Source organism: Dinghuibacter silviterrae, from assembly GCF_004366355.1.
In the GTDB taxonomy this organism is placed as follows: domain Bacteria; phylum Bacteroidota; class Bacteroidia; order Chitinophagales; family Chitinophagaceae; genus Dinghuibacter; species Dinghuibacter silviterrae.
Map to the genome: position 1 here is coordinate 433,970 of NZ_SODV01000002.1, position 16,736 is coordinate 450,705.

The following is a 16,736-nucleotide window of genomic DNA, read 5'->3' on the forward strand; positions in this document are numbered from 1 at the left end:
ATGCTTGGACGTTCGACCTGGATCTTGGTAGTGCTCATGCTCCTCCTGGACACGTATGTGTTTCAGGTAGTCCGTTTTTTGACCAATGAGGCGGGGACAAGGACACGCCTGGTGGTGGGGATCGCCTATTGGGTGGTCTCCCTGGCTGTGGCCTTTTGTATCACCATCCTTCCCTCGATGGGGGATTCCATCGCCCGGACCTATATCATCGCCATCATCCTGGGGCTTTTGGTTGCCAAGCTCCTGGCCTGCTTCTTTTTTCTGGCGGACGACTTCCGGCGGGCGGTCCAATGGGCGGTCGGCCGGTTGTTTTTCCATCAAAACGAAGGCGAGGCCGTCGTGGGGGATAAAGTCAGCCGTTCCGCTTTCCTGAGCTGGATGGGGGTGGCTGTTGGGGGCGGTCTTTTCGGTACCCTTCTTTACGGATTCCGGAATAAATATAATTATCATGTCCGGCGGGTCGTTTTATCCTTTCCAAACCTGCCGGAAGGTTTTCATGGTTTCAAATTCGTCCAGGTATCCGATATCCATTCCGGCAGCTTTACCAATAAGGAGGCGGTCAACCATGGCGTGGACCTGATCCTTCGGGAACAACCGGAATGTATTCTTTTTACCGGGGACCTCGTCAATGACCGGTCCCTGGAAATGGACCATTACAAGGACGTGTTTAGCCGGCTGCAGGCACCCATGGGGGTCTTTTCCACCTTAGGCAACCATGATTATGGCGACTACGCCTGGTGGCCTTCGGACGAGGCGAAACGGGAGAACCTCGAACGCCTCAAGGGCATCCACGGGGAAATGGGCTGGCGCTTGCTGATGAACGAACACGTGGCGTTGAAACGGGGCGGAGACGACATCGCCCTTTTGGGGATCGAAAACTGGAGCGCCAAGGCCCGGTTTCCCAAACACGGGCGGATGGACCTGGCTTACCCCGGTTCGGAACGGTATCCGTTTAAGATCCTGATGAGCCACGACCCCTCCCATTGGAATGCCCAGGTCAGGCCGGCCTATCCCGATATAGACCTGACCCTGTCGGGGCACACGCATGGGATGCAGTTTGGGGTGGAGCTCCCGGGTTTTAAATGGAGCCCCGTGGAATATGTTTATAAAGAATGGGCCGGTTTGTATGAAGAGGGGCGGCAGAAGCTGTATGTAAACCGGGGTTTCGGTTTTCTCGGCTACCCTGGCAGGGTAGGGATCTTGCCGGAAATTACCGTATTCGAACTACAAAAAAGTTCATGAGGGCGGCGTACATTTTAATCCTTTGCGTGGTCATGCCCACGCTGGCAGGCGCCCAGGTGGTGGACACAGCCCGGCGGGACACGATCCCACCGGCCGTGGATACCGGCCGGCAGATCACCGCCGCCTATGTGGATTCGCTGATGTCCGACGACAGCCTCATGAAGGACCTGAGCGCCTTTATCGATTCTTTGTCGAGGCCCAAAACGCTCCTGGCTATAGAGCTGGGTGTCGGGAATGGTTTTTTTACCACCAAAAGCGCCACCGCCGCAACGGGGTATACGACCAAAACCTTTCTAAACCCTTCCGTCTCGTACCTCCACAAAAGCGGCTTTGGGATATCGGCCGCGGCGTATGCCACCGAGGATCAGGGTATGTGGACGGTGTACCAGGGCGCCATTACCCCTTCTTTCGACATCGGCCGGCGCCACTGGGCGGCGGGTATTTCCTATACCCGGTATTTTAATAAGGACTCCATATCGTTTGGCGTGAGCCCTCTCAGGAACGACGTCTATCTTTACGGTGTCTTTAAGAAATACTGGCTGGAACCGGGGTTGGCGTTTGACTGGACGTTCGATATGTACCAGTTGGAGACGATTATCCAGCCGACGGCCTATCCACCAAATAACAGGTTGGATACGTTTGCCAACAATATTTATGCGCATGTGTTTGCGGGCATCTTTACACTCCAGCACGATTTTGAATGGTTCGGGCTTTTCAATAAGAACGACCATTTTGCTTTTACCCCGACCTTAATGACGCTGGCGGACGCCTCTAACTATAATATTTCCGTCTCCCGTGTCCAAAAGGATGGCGGAAAGTCCAAAAGCAAGCTCCAGGCATTGAGAGAGCCCAAGCAAACCACGCCGGTTACCTTCGAGTCCATCTCCGCCCTCCTGAATGGCGTATACACCTACAAACATTTTTTGATCTCCCCACAGGTTCTGGCGACTTATTTCCTCAACGCCAGCACTGGGGTGCAACCCTTCCGGGTATCCTATCTTTTCAATATAGGTTTGGTATTTTAATTGCATAGGTGTACTAAATGGACGTCTTTGTCCGTTATTATTTATTTAAAATCAGACTCAATGAAAAAACTAGTTGCACTACTCGTCGTTGTGTCCGGCATTCACGCCGGTGCTTCCGCCCAAAGCTTCCACCTGGGGGCTACCTTGGGCGACAACCTGAGCAAGATCAATGGTACTTCCTTTAACACCGCGTTCAAATCGGGTTTTCTCGCCGGTGCTTATGCACAGATCCGTATCGGCAGCCACTGGGGGATTCAGCCCGAGGTCCTGTTCATCCAAAGCAATACCAAGACCGATTCGTCGTTTAACCAGATCTACAGCAGCGTGGCAGCAAATCCCGGCCAGCTCAAGGATGTTCACCTGAACTACCTCGGCATTCCCGTCCTGCTGACCTACCGCATCCTGAAGATCATCGACCTCCAGGCCGGTCCCCAGTTCGGTATTTTGCTGAACAACGATAAGACGCTGCTCCAGAACGGACAGACCGCCTTCAAAGGTGGCGATGTCACGATCCTGACGGGGGCTGAAGTCCATATTCTGCGTCTGAGGGTGTATGCCCGTTATGGCTGGGGCCTTGGCAACATCAACAATATCAGCGCATCCGACGCTACGAAATCGGATACCTGGAAGAACCAGAGCATACAGCTCGGTCTCGGGATTAATATTCTTTAATGTTGTATTCAACCCAGCGGGTCCGTGGTGGACCGCGTATGTAGATTTGGGGGCGTCCAGAGAGGGGGCGCCCCTCTTTTTTTAGCCATGGTTTTTGGCCCCGTTCTTGGGCTTTATGCTCCTCGGCCCTTTTACAACCAAAAGTGGGTGGATTTGTGACATATTGACTAACATTGACGTGTATGATCATTTCTGAATTTTTTACCTCTCCGGACAACGAAATGGAATTCCTGCCGATCATCCCGTTGGGGGAACCGGACGGCGAAAAGGAGGATGAACTGGAGATCCCGGAGGAGTTACCTTTGTTACCACTAAGAAACACGGTTCTTTTTCCCGGGATCGTGCTACCCATCACCGTTGGCCGCGACAAAAGCATAAAGGCCGTCAACGATGCCTATAAAACTGACAAATTGGTAGGTGTTCTCGCGCAAAAAGACAGTACTGTCGAAGACCCCGCCATCCAGGACCTGGAAAACGTGGGTACCGTGGCCAAGGTCATCAAGCTCATCAAAATGCCCGACGGCGGCACGACCGTCATCATCCAGGGGCGCAAACGATTTTCCGTACGGGAATTTACCCGGGAGGAGCCCTATTTCAGGGCCACCATCCAGCTCCTGGAGGAACAAACCCTGACCCGGGACCAGGAATTCGAGGCCACGGTCAGTTCCATTAAGGACCTGGCCGGGCAGATCATCCAGCTCTCGCCCAACCTGCCCTCGGAGGCCGCGGTGATCATGCGGAACATCGAAAACCCCGCCTTTTTGATCCACTTTGTCTCTTCCAACCTCAATAATGAACTTCCGGAAAAGCAAAAGTTGCTGGAAGTCAATGATTTGGAAGAGAGGGCGGCGTTGCTTTTGAACTACCTGAACCGGGAACTCCAGTTTGCGGAACTCAAAAACCAGGTCACCAAAAAGACAAAGGCCGAGCTGGACAAACAGCAACGCGAGTATTTCCTCCAGCAACAAATGAAAAGCATCAAGGAAGAGCTGGGTGGAGATACCAACGAGCGGGAAATCAAGGAAATGCAAAAACGGGCCGAGACCAAGCAGTGGCCCCAGGCCGCCAAAGAGGCTTTTTTCAAAGGAATCGAACGGCTCGAAAGGATGCACCCCAGCACCCCTGATTACTCGGTGGTTTTCAACCACCTGGACCTGCTCCTCGACCTGCCCTGGGGCGAGCATACCGAGGACGCGTACGACTTGCGGAAGGCCAAAAAGGTGTTGGATGACGACCACTATGGCATGGCCAAAATCAAGGAACGCATCCTGGAATACCTGGCCGTCCTCCAGCTCAAGGGCGACATGAAAAGCCCCATCCTTTGTTTTGTGGGCCCTCCCGGGATCGGCAAAACCTCGCTGGGCCGCAGTATCGCGAGCGCGATCGGCCGTAAATACGTCCGGCTTTCCCTTGGCGGCCTGCACGATGAAAGCGAGATCCGCGGTCACCGGAAAACCTATATCGGCGCCATGCCCGGACGGATCATCCAGGCCCTGCGCAAGGTCAAGACGTCGAACCCCGTGATGATCCTCGACGAAATCGACAAGATCGGCAAAGACTTCAGGGGCGATCCCAGCAGTGCCTTGCTGGAAGTCCTGGATCCCGAACAAAACCATACTTTTTACGACAACTACCTGGAACTCGAATACGACCTGTCCAAGGTCCTTTTCATCGCCACGGCCAACTCCATGAGCGAGATCCAGCCCGCCCTCCGCGACCGCCTGGAGATCATCGAACTCAGCGGATACGCCGTGGAGGAAAAAATAGAGATTGCGCGGCGCCATCTTTTCCCTAAGGAACAAGAGGCCCACGGGCTCAAAAAAGTAGACCTGAAAGTGGGGCCTAAGGTCCTGGAAAAAGTGATCGAGGAATACACCCGCGAAAGCGGCGTCCGCGAGCTCGACCGCCAGCTGGCGGCCATTATGCGTTCCCTGGCAAAAACCTATGCGCTCTCCGGAAAGTTGAAACAGACGTTGACCGGACAGGACATCGCGCGGATACTCGGCAAACCACGATACAACAACGAACTCTATAAGACGGCCCAGCTCCCCGGTGTCGCCGTCGGTCTTGCCTGGACGTACGTGGGCGGGGATATCCTCTTTATCGAAACCCTGTTGAGCGACGGCAAAGGGGAACTCAAACTGACCGGCAACCTCGGCAACGTGATGAAAGAAAGCGCCAGCACGGCCCTCAGCTACCTCCAAGGCAACGCTAGGAAATATAATATTGATCCTGAATTATTTACAAGGAAAAATATCCACATCCACGTCCCCGAAGGCGCCGTCCCAAAGGACGGACCCAGCGCCGGTATTACGATGTTCACCTCCCTCGTGAGCGCGTTTTCCGGTCACAAGGTCAAGCCCTACCTCGCCATGACGGGTGAAATCACCCTGCGCGGACAAGTGCTGCCCGTCGGGGGCATCAAAGAAAAAGTTTTGGCAGCTAAACGGGCTGGAATAAAAGAATTAATTTTATGCTGGCAGAACGAAAGAGACGTCGCAGATATTAATTCCGAATTTATCGGCGGTATGCAGTTCCACTATGTCAAAACCATGCAACAAGTCCTTGATATAGCGTTGAATTAAGGAATTTTAATGTCGTTCATTTATGAAAAAATAACAAAATAAATCATATTAATTGGTTTGATTGTTGTTAATATTGTTACTCAGAAAATTTTTCATGTTGGTTGTTTTAAGGGTTAAAGAGATTCCCCCATTTCTATGGGGGAATGTGCTTTTAGGGGGCGGAACAACCTATGGAAATTTAGGTTGTTCCGCCCCCTAAAAGCACCGTCTTATGCGTCGCGACAAAGGGGGACCCATGGTCCCCCTTTGTAATCCCCTCCTTTTTGTAGGCTTGTTCACTATTGGGGCTTCGCCCCGGACCCCTTCGATTCTCGACGTGCCGCGGATTTGCCCCGGACCCCTTCGGTTTTCGGCTCGCCCCGGCCTCCGTGAGGGGTTTTGCTTTTTAGGCGCGTCCCCGCACGCTACATCGGGCGGGTTGCGGTACATTTGGAGATGAACTTGAAACGGGCGGTCTTTCAGACGGTTATAGCGGTCGCGGTGCTGGCGGGTGGCGGCGGCGTGGTGAGCGCGCAGACGTTGGGAGGACAGGCGGTGTTTACGTTTTTGAATGAAGGGGCGGGGCCGCAGGTGAATGCGCTGGGGGGGGTGAATGTATCGAATGCGGGGGATGATGTGATGATGGCGTTTGCGCAGCCGGCGTTGTTGAGGGATTCCATGCACTTGCAGATGGGGGCTTCGATCAATGCGCAGTATGCGGGGATCGATGACTATCATTGGATGCTGGCGTACCACCACGCGGGGTTGGGGATGAACTTTGCGCTCGGGGGGATGTTTGTGGATTATGGGAGCATTACGGAGACGGATCCTTCGGGGAATATATTGGGGCAGTTCCGGCCGCACGATTATGATGTACAGGGGACGGTGGCGGGGAGGTACCTCGACCGGTGGTATTACGGGTTTACGTTAAAATTTATCGGGTCGGACCTGGGACCTTACCGGAGCAGCGGGATCGCGGGAGACGTGGGGTTGAACTACCAGATCGGCGAGCGGGGATGGCAATTCGGTTTGACGGCGGTGAATATGGGGACGCAGCTGAAGAGCTTTGAAGGGTCGGGGAAAGAGGAGTTGCCGTTTGATTTGCGGGCCGGTGTATCGAAACGGCTTTTGAAGGCGCCCTTTCAGTTTTCGCTGACGCTGGTGCACCTCCACCAATGGAACCTGGACTATGCGGATTCCGCCTTTAATGCACAGACCGGGGCCGTTACGAAAACGGGTTTCGGACATAAACTGATGGAGCACGTCATTCTGGGCGCACAGCTCTTTGCGTCCAAATACATAGAAGTCTCTTTGGGGTATAATTATCTTCTCCGGCAGGAGTTGTCGGTGGCGAGCACGTCCAACGGGTTGACGGGGGTCTCCTTCGGGGTGGGGGTGTTGCTGCCGCAGATCACCTTTCGCTACGCGCGGACGGCGTACCAGTTGAATACGGGGTATAACCAGGTGGGGTTGGGGGTGCCGCTGGAGCGGTATGTGGGGGGGAGGAAAAAAGCATCATGATGCGGTGAATAGAAGGATTAATTGCCGCAAATTTGCGGTGATTGTATGTGTTTGCGGCGAAAAATTGCTATATTCACCGCATAATTGCGGAGATTATGTACCTATATCAGCATAAGGGCTGGCCAAAATTTACCTGGGATGCGGACGCCATTCTCCCCAAAGTTGGGGTAGTGCGGCACCGTCAGGGTAAAATATTAGGAGAGATGCAGGCTGTTGGCTTCAAGGTTCGGGAAGATGCGTTGCTGAACACATTGACCTTGGACGTAACAAAATCGAGCGAAATAGAGGGAGAGCGATTGAATACCGCCCAAGTGCGTTCTTCCATCGCAAAGCGCCTTGGAATAGATATAGCCGGTGCGGTTCCGGTGGATCGTCACGTGGAGGGTGTGGTGGAGATGATGTTGGATGCCACCCAACGGTTTGAGGAAGTAATGACGGAGGATCGTTTGTTTGGATGGCATGCGGCGCTCTTTCCTACAGGAAGGAGTGGGATGCATAAAATCACTGTCGGTAATTGGCGGACTCCGGAAGGTGGGCCGATGCAAGTCGTTTCAGGTGCTATGGGACGGGAAACGATACATTTCGAAGCGCCCGGAGCCGAGCAGGTTCCATTAGAAATGAGACGTTTTCTCGATTGGTTCAATCGTGCTCCGGATACCGACCCGGTTCTCAAAGCTGGCATTGCCCATCTTTGGTTCGTCACTATTCACCCCTTTGACGATGGTAATGGGCGTATAACGCGCGCCTTGACAGACATGCTCCTGGCTAGGGCAGATCGAAGCCCGCAGCGATTTTATAGCATATCAGCACAGATCCTGAAGGAAAAGGAAATGTATTATCATTTATTGGAGGATTCCCAGAAAGGGAGCTTGGATATAACAGCATGGTTGCTATGGTTCCTGGATTGCCTTTATCACGCCATGGATAGTACGGAAGAGGTTTTATCCGGAGTATTTACGAGACAGCGATTCTACGAGAAACATCGGGATATACCGTTGAACGAGCGACAGCAAAAGATGGTTGCCCATCTGCTGGATGGATTCTTTGGAAAGCTAACTACTTCCAAATGGGCAAAGATGACAAAATGTTCGGACGATACTGCTTTAAGGGATATACAAGACCTGATGGAAAAAGGAATTCTGGTCAAAGAGCCAGGTGGGGGGCGAAGCACCAGTTATACATTAGCTACATAAAAAATACCCGGCGCCTTGAGGGCCGGGTATTACTATTTGCTTGCGAAGATCTGCCGAAGCTGGTCTACCAACACACCGGTGCCGTTCACACTGATGCTGCCGACCTTTTCGGCGATTTTTTCGACATACTCCAGTTCCTTGAGCTTGTACAACATCGGGCTGTCTTCCAACAGCCTGGCGGTGTTCAAAAGGCTCCGGGTGCTGGCGGTTTCTTCCCTTCTCAGGATCACGTTGGCCTGGGCCTTCTTTTCGGCGACCAGGACCTGGTTCATGATGTCCTTGACATCTCCGGGCAGGATGATGTCCCGGATACCGAAGTTCAGGACGGCGACACCGAGCTTTTCGACGGTATCCCTCACCGAGGCCAGGATCGCAGGTGCCAGGGTTTCCCTCTTTTCCAACAGCTCATCGAACCCGAGACCCCCCACGTATTCCCGGAGGGCCAGCTGAAAGGCGATATACAACTGCTTGTCGTATTCCTTGTTGGCCAACAGGGCCTTTTCCACGTCCACGACCCGGTACTGGGCCCAGGCGTTGATCCGGAGCGCGGCCTTATCCCTGGTCAGGATTTCCTGGCCGTTGATTTCGAGTTGCTGCTGCCGGACGTCGACCTTGCCTACATGGATGGAGGTGTTGTTTTTCCACCAGTAGTAGACACCGCTGTCGAGCATTTTGTCGTACCGGCCGTCGATGAAGAGCACCCCCCTTTCGCTGTTCTCCAGGACGATGCTCCGGACATAGGGAGCGACTTGCTTGCTCAGGAGCGTCATCCGGTCGATGGGCTCGGTGATCTCCACTTTGCCGAGGTCGATCCTGACGAAATCATACCGGACGGGGCTCTTCCAGAAGGCATACCGGCCCGGCGTCAACACTTCCTTTAACAGGCTGTTGGCGTACAAAAGGACGATCTCGTTTTCCCTGACCTCGACCACATGGAGCGCCTCCTTCAGTTCGAGGTCCTCCAAAAGGATGTTCAATTCCACCGGGGCGGTCAGGGGCTGGGTCCGTTCGCAAACGTACAAGTCCATGTCGGACCAAAGCCAGTACCCACCCCGGGTCAGCATCCGCTGATAGGTTCCTTTCCGGAACAAAAGGCCCACCTGGTAGGCGTTGATGTTTACCCTTTTCATGGTGTATGGTTTTTAATTTTTTTACAAAAAGTATAAAGCCCGGACTCGCCTGCCGTCCGCCGGGGGCGGGGGCTGCAGGGGGCTGCGCCGCGCTCCCGGCCGGCCGCATCCGTCGACGCGCGTATAGGGTGACGCGTGTGTCCGGAGGGAGGTCGGGGCTTGGGGCAGCGGTGTACAACCCGCTGGCGCCCGGTAGACTGCCCTTTTCCTTCCCTCCATTCATTCCCACGGGCAGGCCGGCGAGGCCGTTCTTTATGTTGGATCGCCATTTTTGGGGAAGCGGCGGACTTCCTCGTTCAACTGATTAACTGTCAGCTGCTCTAACCACTTGAGCTAACCGTGTACCAAACGGTGGAGGATTCGAACCTCCGCAAAAGGGACCGGGGATGTACTTGTGACAGCATACGGCCGGCTACGGCCTCCGTACTGCGGGGCCTGTAAAGCCCTCACCAGGTTCACAAGGGAACACCCTTGACCCCTTCTTCCCGTTAAGGAAGCTTTTATTGCTCACTGCACCATCTTATTGGCGCAGCTCGAACTTGCAAAGGCGTGGGGCTTGGCTCTGAAGGCAAAACCCATCCCGAGGATATACCCCATGGCTTCCTTCAAGGCGTCGTTGCTTTTGAAGGAAGGGTTGGTGTTGATGTCGGCGTGTACCTCCATGTCCACTCCGTAGCGCGTGAACAGGCGTGTCAACCGGTAGGCGGTGTCCACGCTGGCGGCGACTTCCATCAACATCCGCTCTTTCACGCTCATCTTTTTCCGGACGGTCCGGTCGGCGATGTACATAAAGCCCCCCTTTCCTTTCCGGATAAAAACGATCACCGTGGCGAAGTCGATGTCCTCGCCTTTCACCTGGCTGTCGGTACCGATACAGACTTTCAATTCGTGCCCCGCTTCTTTTTCCCGCACGAGCACGCTCCTGATTTCGTCTTCGATCGGTCTCACGATCCTGGTGCCGTCTAATTTTCTCCATTGCTGTGTCTGTTTCATAACGGTCGTTTTTAATGGGCAAAAAAATGCCCGGTCACTGGTGGACCGGGCCTATATAGAAAAGGTCAGCACCAATTGATAAAAACAAAAAACCCCGCAATCGCTTGCGGGGTGTATGTTTCAGTGAATCGTTTCATTTACTTTTCACCAGCAGAACATGCCCCGCCATCGCCAATGCCCTCCACGAGGGTCAGCCAGTTGCGCTTTGCGATATGTTGTGACATGAATGACATGGTTAATGTTTTTGACAGTGCAAAGATGAAACTATTTTTTCAACAATGCCAAACTTTTGTGAAATTAAATTTATGCGTGCCATAGGATCACGGATAACGAACCGACTGCAATCAAGGTCCACACGCCTATCCCGAGTACGAGCGGACGGACACCGGTCTGGCGGATCACTTTTGGCGAGAGGCTGGTCCCGATCAGGAACAACGTGAGCACGAGGCCGCGTTTGGCGAGGAACAATACAAAGGGCGCGATAAAGGCGGGCAGAAAAGTATGGAGCAAGACGACGAGGATAAAGAGAAAAATAAACCACGGGATGCGGACCCGGCTGGAGGCACCGCGCTTGCGCATGACCAACAGCGTGGCGAGGCTCACGGGGATGATCCAGAGGGCGCGTGCGAGTTTGACGGTGGTGGCGATCTCCACGGACAAGGGATTGTAGCGGCTGGCGGCGCCGATGACGCTGCTCGTGTCGTGGATGGCGATGGCGGCCCAGAGGCCAAACTGGGCGGGGCTCAGATGGAAGAGGTGTCCAACCCAGGGGAAAAGAAAGAGGGCGATCGCATTGAGCAGGAATACGGTGCCCATGGAGATGGACATGTCGGACTCCTTGGCGGATACGAGGGGGGCGATGGCGGCGATGGCGCTGCCGCCGCAAATGGCAGTGCCCGCGGAAATCAGGTAGGTTGCCTTACGACCGATGTGGAGCCGGGCGCCAAGCCAGATGCCGAAAGCAAGCGAAATGGAAATGGAGGCAACGGTGAGCAGGAGGCCGGAGCGGCCCGCGGCCACGGCGCTGTGGATATTGAGGCCGAAACCCAGCCCCACGACGGATGCCTGTAACAAAACGTGGGACCATTGTTTGTGTTGTATGGGGTAGGGGTGGGGCATACATAAGGCCAGGGCGAAACCCAGGAGGAGCGCGAGACCCGCGTCCATAAAGGGGAGGAGACAAACCCCGGCGCCCAACAGGAAAATGATCTTCTTTGCCATAGGTGATGTGTTTCGAAAGGCAAAGCTAGCGCGGGTTTCAAGGCGGTGTATATGAGAAATGATGATGTCGTATAACCGGAAGTTATAACGAGCGGCCGATGTATTGCATGAAGAAGGCCGGGAGCGGCTCCGCCTGGCCCTGGAGGTGGACAAAGGAGAGTTGCCGGAGCAGGCGGCAGTTGTCGATCTCCAGGACGCGCAACCGGCCCGAGGCGACTTCGGGGGCGATGGTTTTTATGGAGACGATGCTGCAACAATCGGATGCCTGGAGGTAGGCTTTTATGCCTTCGCTGCTGCCTAAGTACATGCGGACGTTGAGGTCGCGGGGTGACAAGTCTTGGGCGCGGAGGTATTTTTCGAGGACTTCGAGCGTGCCGCTGCCTTTTTCGCGAAGAACCAGCGGGATGCCCATAAGGGTCTTCAGGGAAAGAGGCGTCTTCCTATACAAACCGTGGTGGGTCGCGGTGACGAGGACAAGCTCGTCCTCCATAAAGGGAACGTACTTGAGGGTCTTGTTGCGGGAAGCGTTTTCGACAAGACCGAGGTCGATCTCGCGTTCGAGGAGCGCCTTTTCCACGATATGGCTGTTCTCGTTGATGAGCGAGACGCGGATGTGGGGAAAACGCTGGTTGAAAAGGGCGAGGGCCGGGGGGAGGATGTATTGGGCGATGGTGGTGCTGGCGCCCAGGCGGAGACGCCCGGACAACTGTTGTTTGAGCGTGCTGAGATCGAATTCAAGACCGCGGTAGGCGTCGAAGATCCGCTCGGCGTGCTGGCGGACGATCTGACCCGCGTCGGTCAGGTGGATCGTGTTGCCTTTGCGCTCAAAGAGGGGAAGCCCCCATTGGGATTCGAGCTCGCGAATGTGTTTGGTCACCGCCGGCTGGGTGATGTACAGGGCTTCTGCCGCCTTTGTAAAGCTGCCCAAGGTAGCGACCTTATAAAAAACTTCGAGCCTGAAGTCAGACATGGCTAGAATTGTAATTGACGCCGGTACAACTGGATGGTGTTTTCCAAACCTAAGTAAAGGGCGTCGCTGATCAGGGCGTGACCGATCGATACTTCCAACAGACCGGGCACCTGACCGGCGAACCAGTGCAGGTTGTGGAGGTCGAGGTCGTGGCCCGCATTGAGCCCGAGCCCGAGTTCCACGGCTTTCCGGGCGGCGGCGGCATAAGGCGCCACGGCGGCGTCTTTGTCCTGGTGATAGCGGTGCGCGTAGTCGGCAGTATAGAGTTCGATGCGGTCCGTGCCGGTTTCGGCGGCGCCCTCGACCATGGCAATGACGGGGTCGACAAAGATGGAGGTCCGGATACCGGCGTCCTTAAAGACCTTGATTATCCCGACCAGGTAGTCCCTGTGCCGGAGGGTATCCCAGCCGTGGTCGGAGGTCAGCTGTCCTTCGGCGTCGGGGACGAGGGTGACCTGGGCGGGACGGACTTCGAGCACGAGGTCGATGAACTTTTGCTCGGTGCAGTTGCCCTCGATATTGAACTCGGTGGTGAGGACTTTTTTGAGCGCCCGTACATCGGCGTAGCGGATGTGCCGTTCGTCCGGCCGGGGGTGGACGGTGATGCCTTCCGCCCCGAAGCGTTCGCAATCGAGGGCGGCCTTGACGAGGTCAGGGTTGTTGCCGCCGCGGCTGTTGCGCAGCGTGGCGATCTTATTGATGTTGACGGATAGCCTGGTCATGACGCAAAGGTCTTAAATCGCAAGGAGATAACGGCAGGCGAGCCCGACTAATATCGACGCGCTGAAGCTCATCAGCGTACCGATGAGGATGTATTCGGTTTCGGCCCGGCTGTCGGCACCCTTGATTTCTCCAAAACGGAGGATGGACTTGGCCGCGATCAGAAAACCGATCCCCTCGAAATGGCCTACCAGGATAAAGGTGAGGACGAGGATGCGTTCGAAGATGCCGATCCAGCGTCCGGCCTCGCCCATGCTGGAGGTCGCCGAGGGGATCATATTCCTCCAGCGGCGTGTCAGGTATCCCAGCAACAGGGCGCAGGGCCAGATGATAAACAGGTAGGCGGAGACCGTGATCCAAAGGACCGGGTTTTCCAGCAGGGCCTGGGCGGTCAGGAGCGCGGCGCCCCGGTCGGGCGGCTGGTACACCCACCAGAGTCCGGCCAGGACAAGCAGGTGGAGCGCCTGGTCGATTAGGAAGTAGAGCAGGGTATCCTTGCGATAGAGTTTCCACAGGTCGATGCAGTAATGGGTAACGGCCACCGTCAGGGGCAGGGCCCAGCACGTCCACCAACCCGTGAACAGGTAGATCAGGGCCGCATGGATAAAGACGTGCAGGTAGAGATAGCCCGAGCGCGCCTTATACTGGCGTTTGTGCGCCACCATTTTTTTGTTCTGGAAAGTAAAGTCTCCCAGCAGGTGCGCGCAGATCCATTTATAGATGAGTAGCATGTGTGAAAGGTACAAATCTTTCGAGGATCGCTTCCATAACGGGCCAACCTACCGCCTGCAGGCGTTGCTGGACCGCCGGTTGCCGGATCCCCAGTTGCCGGGCGGTTTCTTCCTGGGTATACCCCTGGAGCGCACCCAGCACCGCTTCCGCCTGGGGGATGGTCCAGCGGCTCAGGAGGTAGTCCAGGGTCAGGGCGTGCACCCTCCATTCCTGGTTGAAGGAGTCCGAAGGACCGGCGATCGCCAGCAACTGGTTTTTCTTTTTGAGGTCGTCGAGGGCGGGACCGGAGGCCTGGAAGGCGCTCCCGTCTGAGGTCAGGATGCTGTCGCTTTCATAGGAAACCGTGCCCAGCCCCAGGGCGATCCGTACCCCGAACTGTCGCAGGTAGAGGAAGTTGATCAGGAGGAGCAGGGCCCTAAGGCCTTCCTGCGGGTCCAGGATACCCTGGAAGCTGTCCCCCCGGAACTGCTCGGCCCTAAAAGAAGGACTAAGCCGGGTGACCTCGGCAAAACCCTGGTTCAGGACAACTTGAAGCTCCTCCCGTTTTTCGGGGGACAGGTCCGAGGAGCGTATGATGTCCCCGGTGAGGACGGCGACCATCTTTTCCATTTTTCTGTAAATATAAGGCTATAACCTTATAATCGGTAAATATAAGGCTGTGGGCTTATAATCGGTAAATATAAGGCTGTGGCCTTATATTTTTATACATAACAGAATCCCGAGAATAATCGGATATTGCAGCAAAGTTTAGTAAATTAACTGCATGTCCTCCATTCTCCATCAAGACGATGCTGCACTTTGGCTGCTGATGAAGCAAGGGAAGGAGGATGCGTTCGAAGCCATTTACCGGAAATATGTAGGAGACCTACTGCACTACGGAGAACGTATGGGTATGGGCGAAGACGTCCTCAAAGACCTTATCCAGGACCTGTTCGTAGAGATCTGGAGGTCCCGGGAACGGATCGCCGAGACGGACAGCGCCAAGTTCTACCTCTTCAAGGCGTTGCGGTACAAGATGATCCGGCATAACCAACAGGCCATGTCCGCCCTCCCCCTCAACGGGGAATGGATCCCCAGCGAAGAGTCGGTAGAAAGCCGGATCCTGACCGAAGAACAAGAATACCTTACCGCCAGACACCTCCACGAAGCCATCGGTAAATTACCCAAGCGCCAGCAGGAAATTATCCACCTGCGTTTTTTCCAGGGTTTTTCCAACCAGGAGATTGCCTCCCTGATGAACCTTCAATACCAATCGGCTACCAACCTTATCCACAGAAGTCTTCAACGCATCAGACAGTACTTCAGGGAGCCTATGCTGCCCTTCTTTTTGCTGGCCTTTTTGTGGTTTTAAAGAACCTTTCCCCGAAAAACTTAAAAAAAAATTAAAAAAAGTCCCCTCCGAACGAGTATAAGTCCGGGGTCGTGGTCATTTACAGATATATGGAACATCTGGATTGCTGGAAACTATTGGAAAATGAGGCCTTTGTACACTGGGTTTTAAAACCGGACGCCACCTCCGACCGTTATTGGGAGGGATGGATGCGGCAGGACCCCAGCCGGGTGACCCTGGTGGAGCAGGCAAAAGAGGCCCTTTTGCAATTACAGCAATCCCCCGCTCCCAGGGAAGGCCTTTCCCAAAAGATCTGGGAGGGCATCCAAAGGGAGCTGCAGGCCGACGTCATTCATATTCCCCGGCGTTCCAACCGCTGGTGGGCCGTCGCCGCCACGGTGGTCCTTTTGACAGGGGCAGGCGCCGCCCTTTGGTACAGCGGCAGCCGGCCGGTCCGTTCCCAGACCCCGGTAGCCCCCATCGCCGTACACCCCGTGCAAGGTAATGGCAACGACCTGATCGAGTGTAGCAACCAATCGCAGGCCCCCCAGCGGATATACCTCGTGGACGGCAGCGTCGTGACCCTCGAACCACACAGTACTTTATCCTATATCCGTTTTCTCAACAAAGACACAAGGGAGGTAACCCTAAAGGGCAACGCCTTTTTCGAGATCGCCCCCGACCCCCAACACCCCTTTCTCGTGCGTTCCGGAGACGTGGTTACCCGCGTCCTGGGGACGAGTTTCCGGGTCATGTCGGATCCCGGTACCGACGACATTCACGTGGCCGTCCGGACCGGAAAAGTATCCGTCTACAAAGCAGCGGAATTTGATAAAGGACAAAGGGCGTTTTGCATACTTCTACCCCACCAGGAGGCGGTGTTTCACAAAAGAGAACAGAACCTGGCCTTTGTATCCAACGCAGAGGCCCAGCTCCTGACGCCGCCCGCCGTGGAGACCGTTTCCCTGGATTTCGACGACGAACCGGTGGTCAACATCCTCAGCCGGTTGGAAAACATGTACCACATCCGTATCCAGTACAACAAGGATAGCCTGCAACAATGCCGGCTGACGACTTCCCTGGCGGAAGAGCGGCTGGCCGACAAACTCGACATCATTTGCCGGGCCATCAACGCCAGCTACCGCACCGAGGGTGACGCCATCGTGATCCAGGGTGGACGCTGTCCATAACGTAAAAACCAAAACAAATCTAAATCGAGATGCTTATGCCACTTCACGTTTATTTCTCCCCATAGACCCCCATAAAAAAAACTGATGGCGGAAACCGCCACCAGGTTTTGACTCCCCCTAATGCCCGACAGATTGGACCCCGGAAGGCATGACGAGGGGAGAAGGTCATTGTATTTCCTATTCGTCACTACAACAACCCGATTAAAGTTATGAACAAATGCGCAAAGTGCCAT

General features: G+C 54.9%; 15 protein-coding genes. 8 read left to right on the top strand and 7 right to left on the bottom strand.

Annotated features, from left to right (window positions below; genetic code table 11):
- From EDB95_RS18990 to EDB95_RS19015, 6 genes are all read left to right on the top strand, one after another.
- On the top strand, positions 1-1,242 hold the full coding sequence (locus EDB95_RS18990; RefSeq protein ID WP_133995905.1) for a metallophosphoesterase: 1,242 nt from the start codon (positions 1-3) through the stop codon (positions 1,240-1,242).
- Between the two features lie 32 nt (positions 1,243-1,274).
- A complete protein-coding gene (locus EDB95_RS18995) occupies positions 1,275-2,267 on the top strand; it encodes a hypothetical protein (protein ID WP_133995907.1) in 993 nt (330 codons plus the stop codon).
- A gap of 60 nt (positions 2,268-2,327) precedes the next feature.
- Positions 2,328-2,939 (top strand): porin family protein, encoded by a 612-nt coding sequence (locus EDB95_RS19000; RefSeq protein ID WP_133995909.1) that lies wholly within the window; start codon positions 2,328-2,330, stop codon positions 2,937-2,939.
- Positions 2,940-3,121: 182 nt separating this feature from the next.
- On the top strand, positions 3,122-5,524 hold the full coding sequence (gene lon / locus EDB95_RS19005; protein ID WP_133995911.1) for an endopeptidase La: 2,403 nt from the start codon (positions 3,122-3,124) through the stop codon (positions 5,522-5,524).
- A gap of 435 nt (positions 5,525-5,959) precedes the next feature.
- Positions 5,960-7,024 carry a type IX secretion system protein PorQ gene (gene porQ, locus EDB95_RS19010; protein WP_133995913.1) on the top strand — a complete coding sequence of 355 codons (1,065 nt, stop codon included), beginning with the start codon at positions 5,960-5,962 and terminating at the stop codon, positions 7,022-7,024.
- 95 nt (positions 7,025-7,119) lie between these two features.
- Positions 7,120-8,217 (top strand): Fic family protein, encoded by a 1,098-nt coding sequence (locus EDB95_RS19015; protein WP_133995915.1) that lies wholly within the window; start codon positions 7,120-7,122, stop codon positions 8,215-8,217.
- Positions 8,218-8,249: 32 nt separating this feature from the next.
- Here EDB95_RS19015 and EDB95_RS19020 read toward each other — a convergent pair whose 3' ends face one another.
- The 7 genes from EDB95_RS19020 to EDB95_RS19050 all read right to left on the bottom strand — a co-directional run bounded on the left by EDB95_RS19020 (position 8,250) and on the right by EDB95_RS19050 (position 14,592).
- Positions 8,250-9,347, bottom strand: a complete 1,098-nt coding sequence (locus tag EDB95_RS19020; protein ID WP_133995917.1) for a slipin family protein — start codon at positions 9,345-9,347, stop codon at positions 8,250-8,252.
- Positions 9,348-9,854: 507 nt separating this feature from the next.
- A complete protein-coding gene (locus EDB95_RS19025; RefSeq protein WP_133995919.1) occupies positions 9,855-10,340 on the bottom strand; it encodes a ribonuclease H-like YkuK family protein in 486 nt (161 codons plus the stop codon).
- A 303-nt stretch (positions 10,341-10,643) separates the two neighbouring features.
- Positions 10,644-11,561, bottom strand: coding sequence for a YeiH family protein (locus EDB95_RS19030; RefSeq protein WP_133995921.1), 918 nt, complete (start codon positions 11,559-11,561; stop codon positions 10,644-10,646).
- Between the two features lie 82 nt (positions 11,562-11,643).
- Positions 11,644-12,531: a LysR family transcriptional regulator gene (locus tag EDB95_RS19035; protein WP_133995923.1), complete on the bottom strand. Its 888-nt coding sequence runs from the start codon at positions 12,529-12,531 to the stop codon at positions 11,644-11,646.
- A 2-nt stretch (positions 12,532-12,533) separates the two neighbouring features.
- Entirely contained in the window at positions 12,534-13,253 is a 720-nt protein-coding gene (locus EDB95_RS19040; RefSeq protein WP_133995925.1) for a pyridoxine 5'-phosphate synthase, read from the bottom strand.
- A 12-nt stretch (positions 13,254-13,265) separates the two neighbouring features.
- On the bottom strand, positions 13,266-13,982 hold the full coding sequence (locus tag EDB95_RS19045) for a DUF3307 domain-containing protein (RefSeq protein WP_133995927.1): 717 nt from the start codon (positions 13,980-13,982) through the stop codon (positions 13,266-13,268).
- Positions 13,966-14,592 (bottom strand): hypothetical protein, encoded by a 627-nt coding sequence (locus tag EDB95_RS19050; protein ID WP_133995929.1) that lies wholly within the window; start codon positions 14,590-14,592, stop codon positions 13,966-13,968. The genes EDB95_RS19045 and EDB95_RS19050 overlap by 17 nt, the downstream gene beginning before the upstream one ends.
- Positions 14,593-14,746: 154 nt before the next feature.
- Here EDB95_RS19050 and EDB95_RS19055 point away from each other — a divergent pair, with 154 nt between their 5' ends.
- Both EDB95_RS19055 and EDB95_RS19060 read left to right on the top strand, forming a co-directional pair.
- On the top strand, positions 14,747-15,334 hold the full coding sequence (locus EDB95_RS19055) for an RNA polymerase sigma factor (RefSeq protein WP_133995932.1): 588 nt from the start codon (positions 14,747-14,749) through the stop codon (positions 15,332-15,334).
- Between the two features lie 89 nt (positions 15,335-15,423).
- Entirely contained in the window at positions 15,424-16,503 is a 1,080-nt protein-coding gene (locus tag EDB95_RS19060) for a FecR family protein (RefSeq protein ID WP_133995934.1), read from the top strand.
- Positions 16,504-16,736 lie beyond the last annotated feature (233 nt).

Bases quoted from the DNA above. Each gene is read 5' to 3' on its own strand.
- EDB95_RS18990 (WP_133995905.1), top strand. From the start codon at position 1: ATGCTTGGACGTTCGACCTGGATCTTGGTAGTGCTCATGCTCCTCCTG.
- EDB95_RS18995 (WP_133995907.1), top strand. From the start codon at position 1,275: ATGCCCACGCTGGCAGGCGCCCAGGTGGTGGACACAGCCCGGCGGGAC.
- EDB95_RS19000 (WP_133995909.1), top strand. From the start codon at position 2,328: ATGAAAAAACTAGTTGCACTACTCGTCGTTGTGTCCGGCATTCACGCC.
- lon (WP_133995911.1), top strand. From the start codon at position 3,122: ATGATCATTTCTGAATTTTTTACCTCTCCGGACAACGAAATGGAATTC.
- porQ (WP_133995913.1), top strand. From the start codon at position 5,960: ATGAACTTGAAACGGGCGGTCTTTCAGACGGTTATAGCGGTCGCGGTG.
- EDB95_RS19015 (WP_133995915.1), top strand. From the start codon at position 7,120: ATGTACCTATATCAGCATAAGGGCTGGCCAAAATTTACCTGGGATGCG.
- EDB95_RS19020 (WP_133995917.1), bottom strand. From the start codon at position 9,347: ATGAAAAGGGTAAACATCAACGCCTACCAGGTGGGCCTTTTGTTCCGG.
- EDB95_RS19025 (WP_133995919.1), bottom strand. From the start codon at position 10,340: ATGAAACAGACACAGCAATGGAGAAAATTAGACGGCACCAGGATCGTG.
- EDB95_RS19030 (WP_133995921.1), bottom strand. From the start codon at position 11,561: ATGGCAAAGAAGATCATTTTCCTGTTGGGCGCCGGGGTTTGTCTCCTC.
- EDB95_RS19035 (WP_133995923.1), bottom strand. From the start codon at position 12,531: ATGTCTGACTTCAGGCTCGAAGTTTTTTATAAGGTCGCTACCTTGGGC.
- EDB95_RS19040 (WP_133995925.1), bottom strand. From the start codon at position 13,253: ATGACCAGGCTATCCGTCAACATCAATAAGATCGCCACGCTGCGCAAC.
- EDB95_RS19045 (WP_133995927.1), bottom strand. From the start codon at position 13,982: ATGCTACTCATCTATAAATGGATCTGCGCGCACCTGCTGGGAGACTTT.
- EDB95_RS19050 (WP_133995929.1), bottom strand. From the start codon at position 14,592: ATGGAAAAGATGGTCGCCGTCCTCACCGGGGACATCATACGCTCCTCG.
- EDB95_RS19055 (WP_133995932.1), top strand. From the start codon at position 14,747: ATGTCCTCCATTCTCCATCAAGACGATGCTGCACTTTGGCTGCTGATG.
- EDB95_RS19060 (WP_133995934.1), top strand. From the start codon at position 15,424: ATGGAACATCTGGATTGCTGGAAACTATTGGAAAATGAGGCCTTTGTA.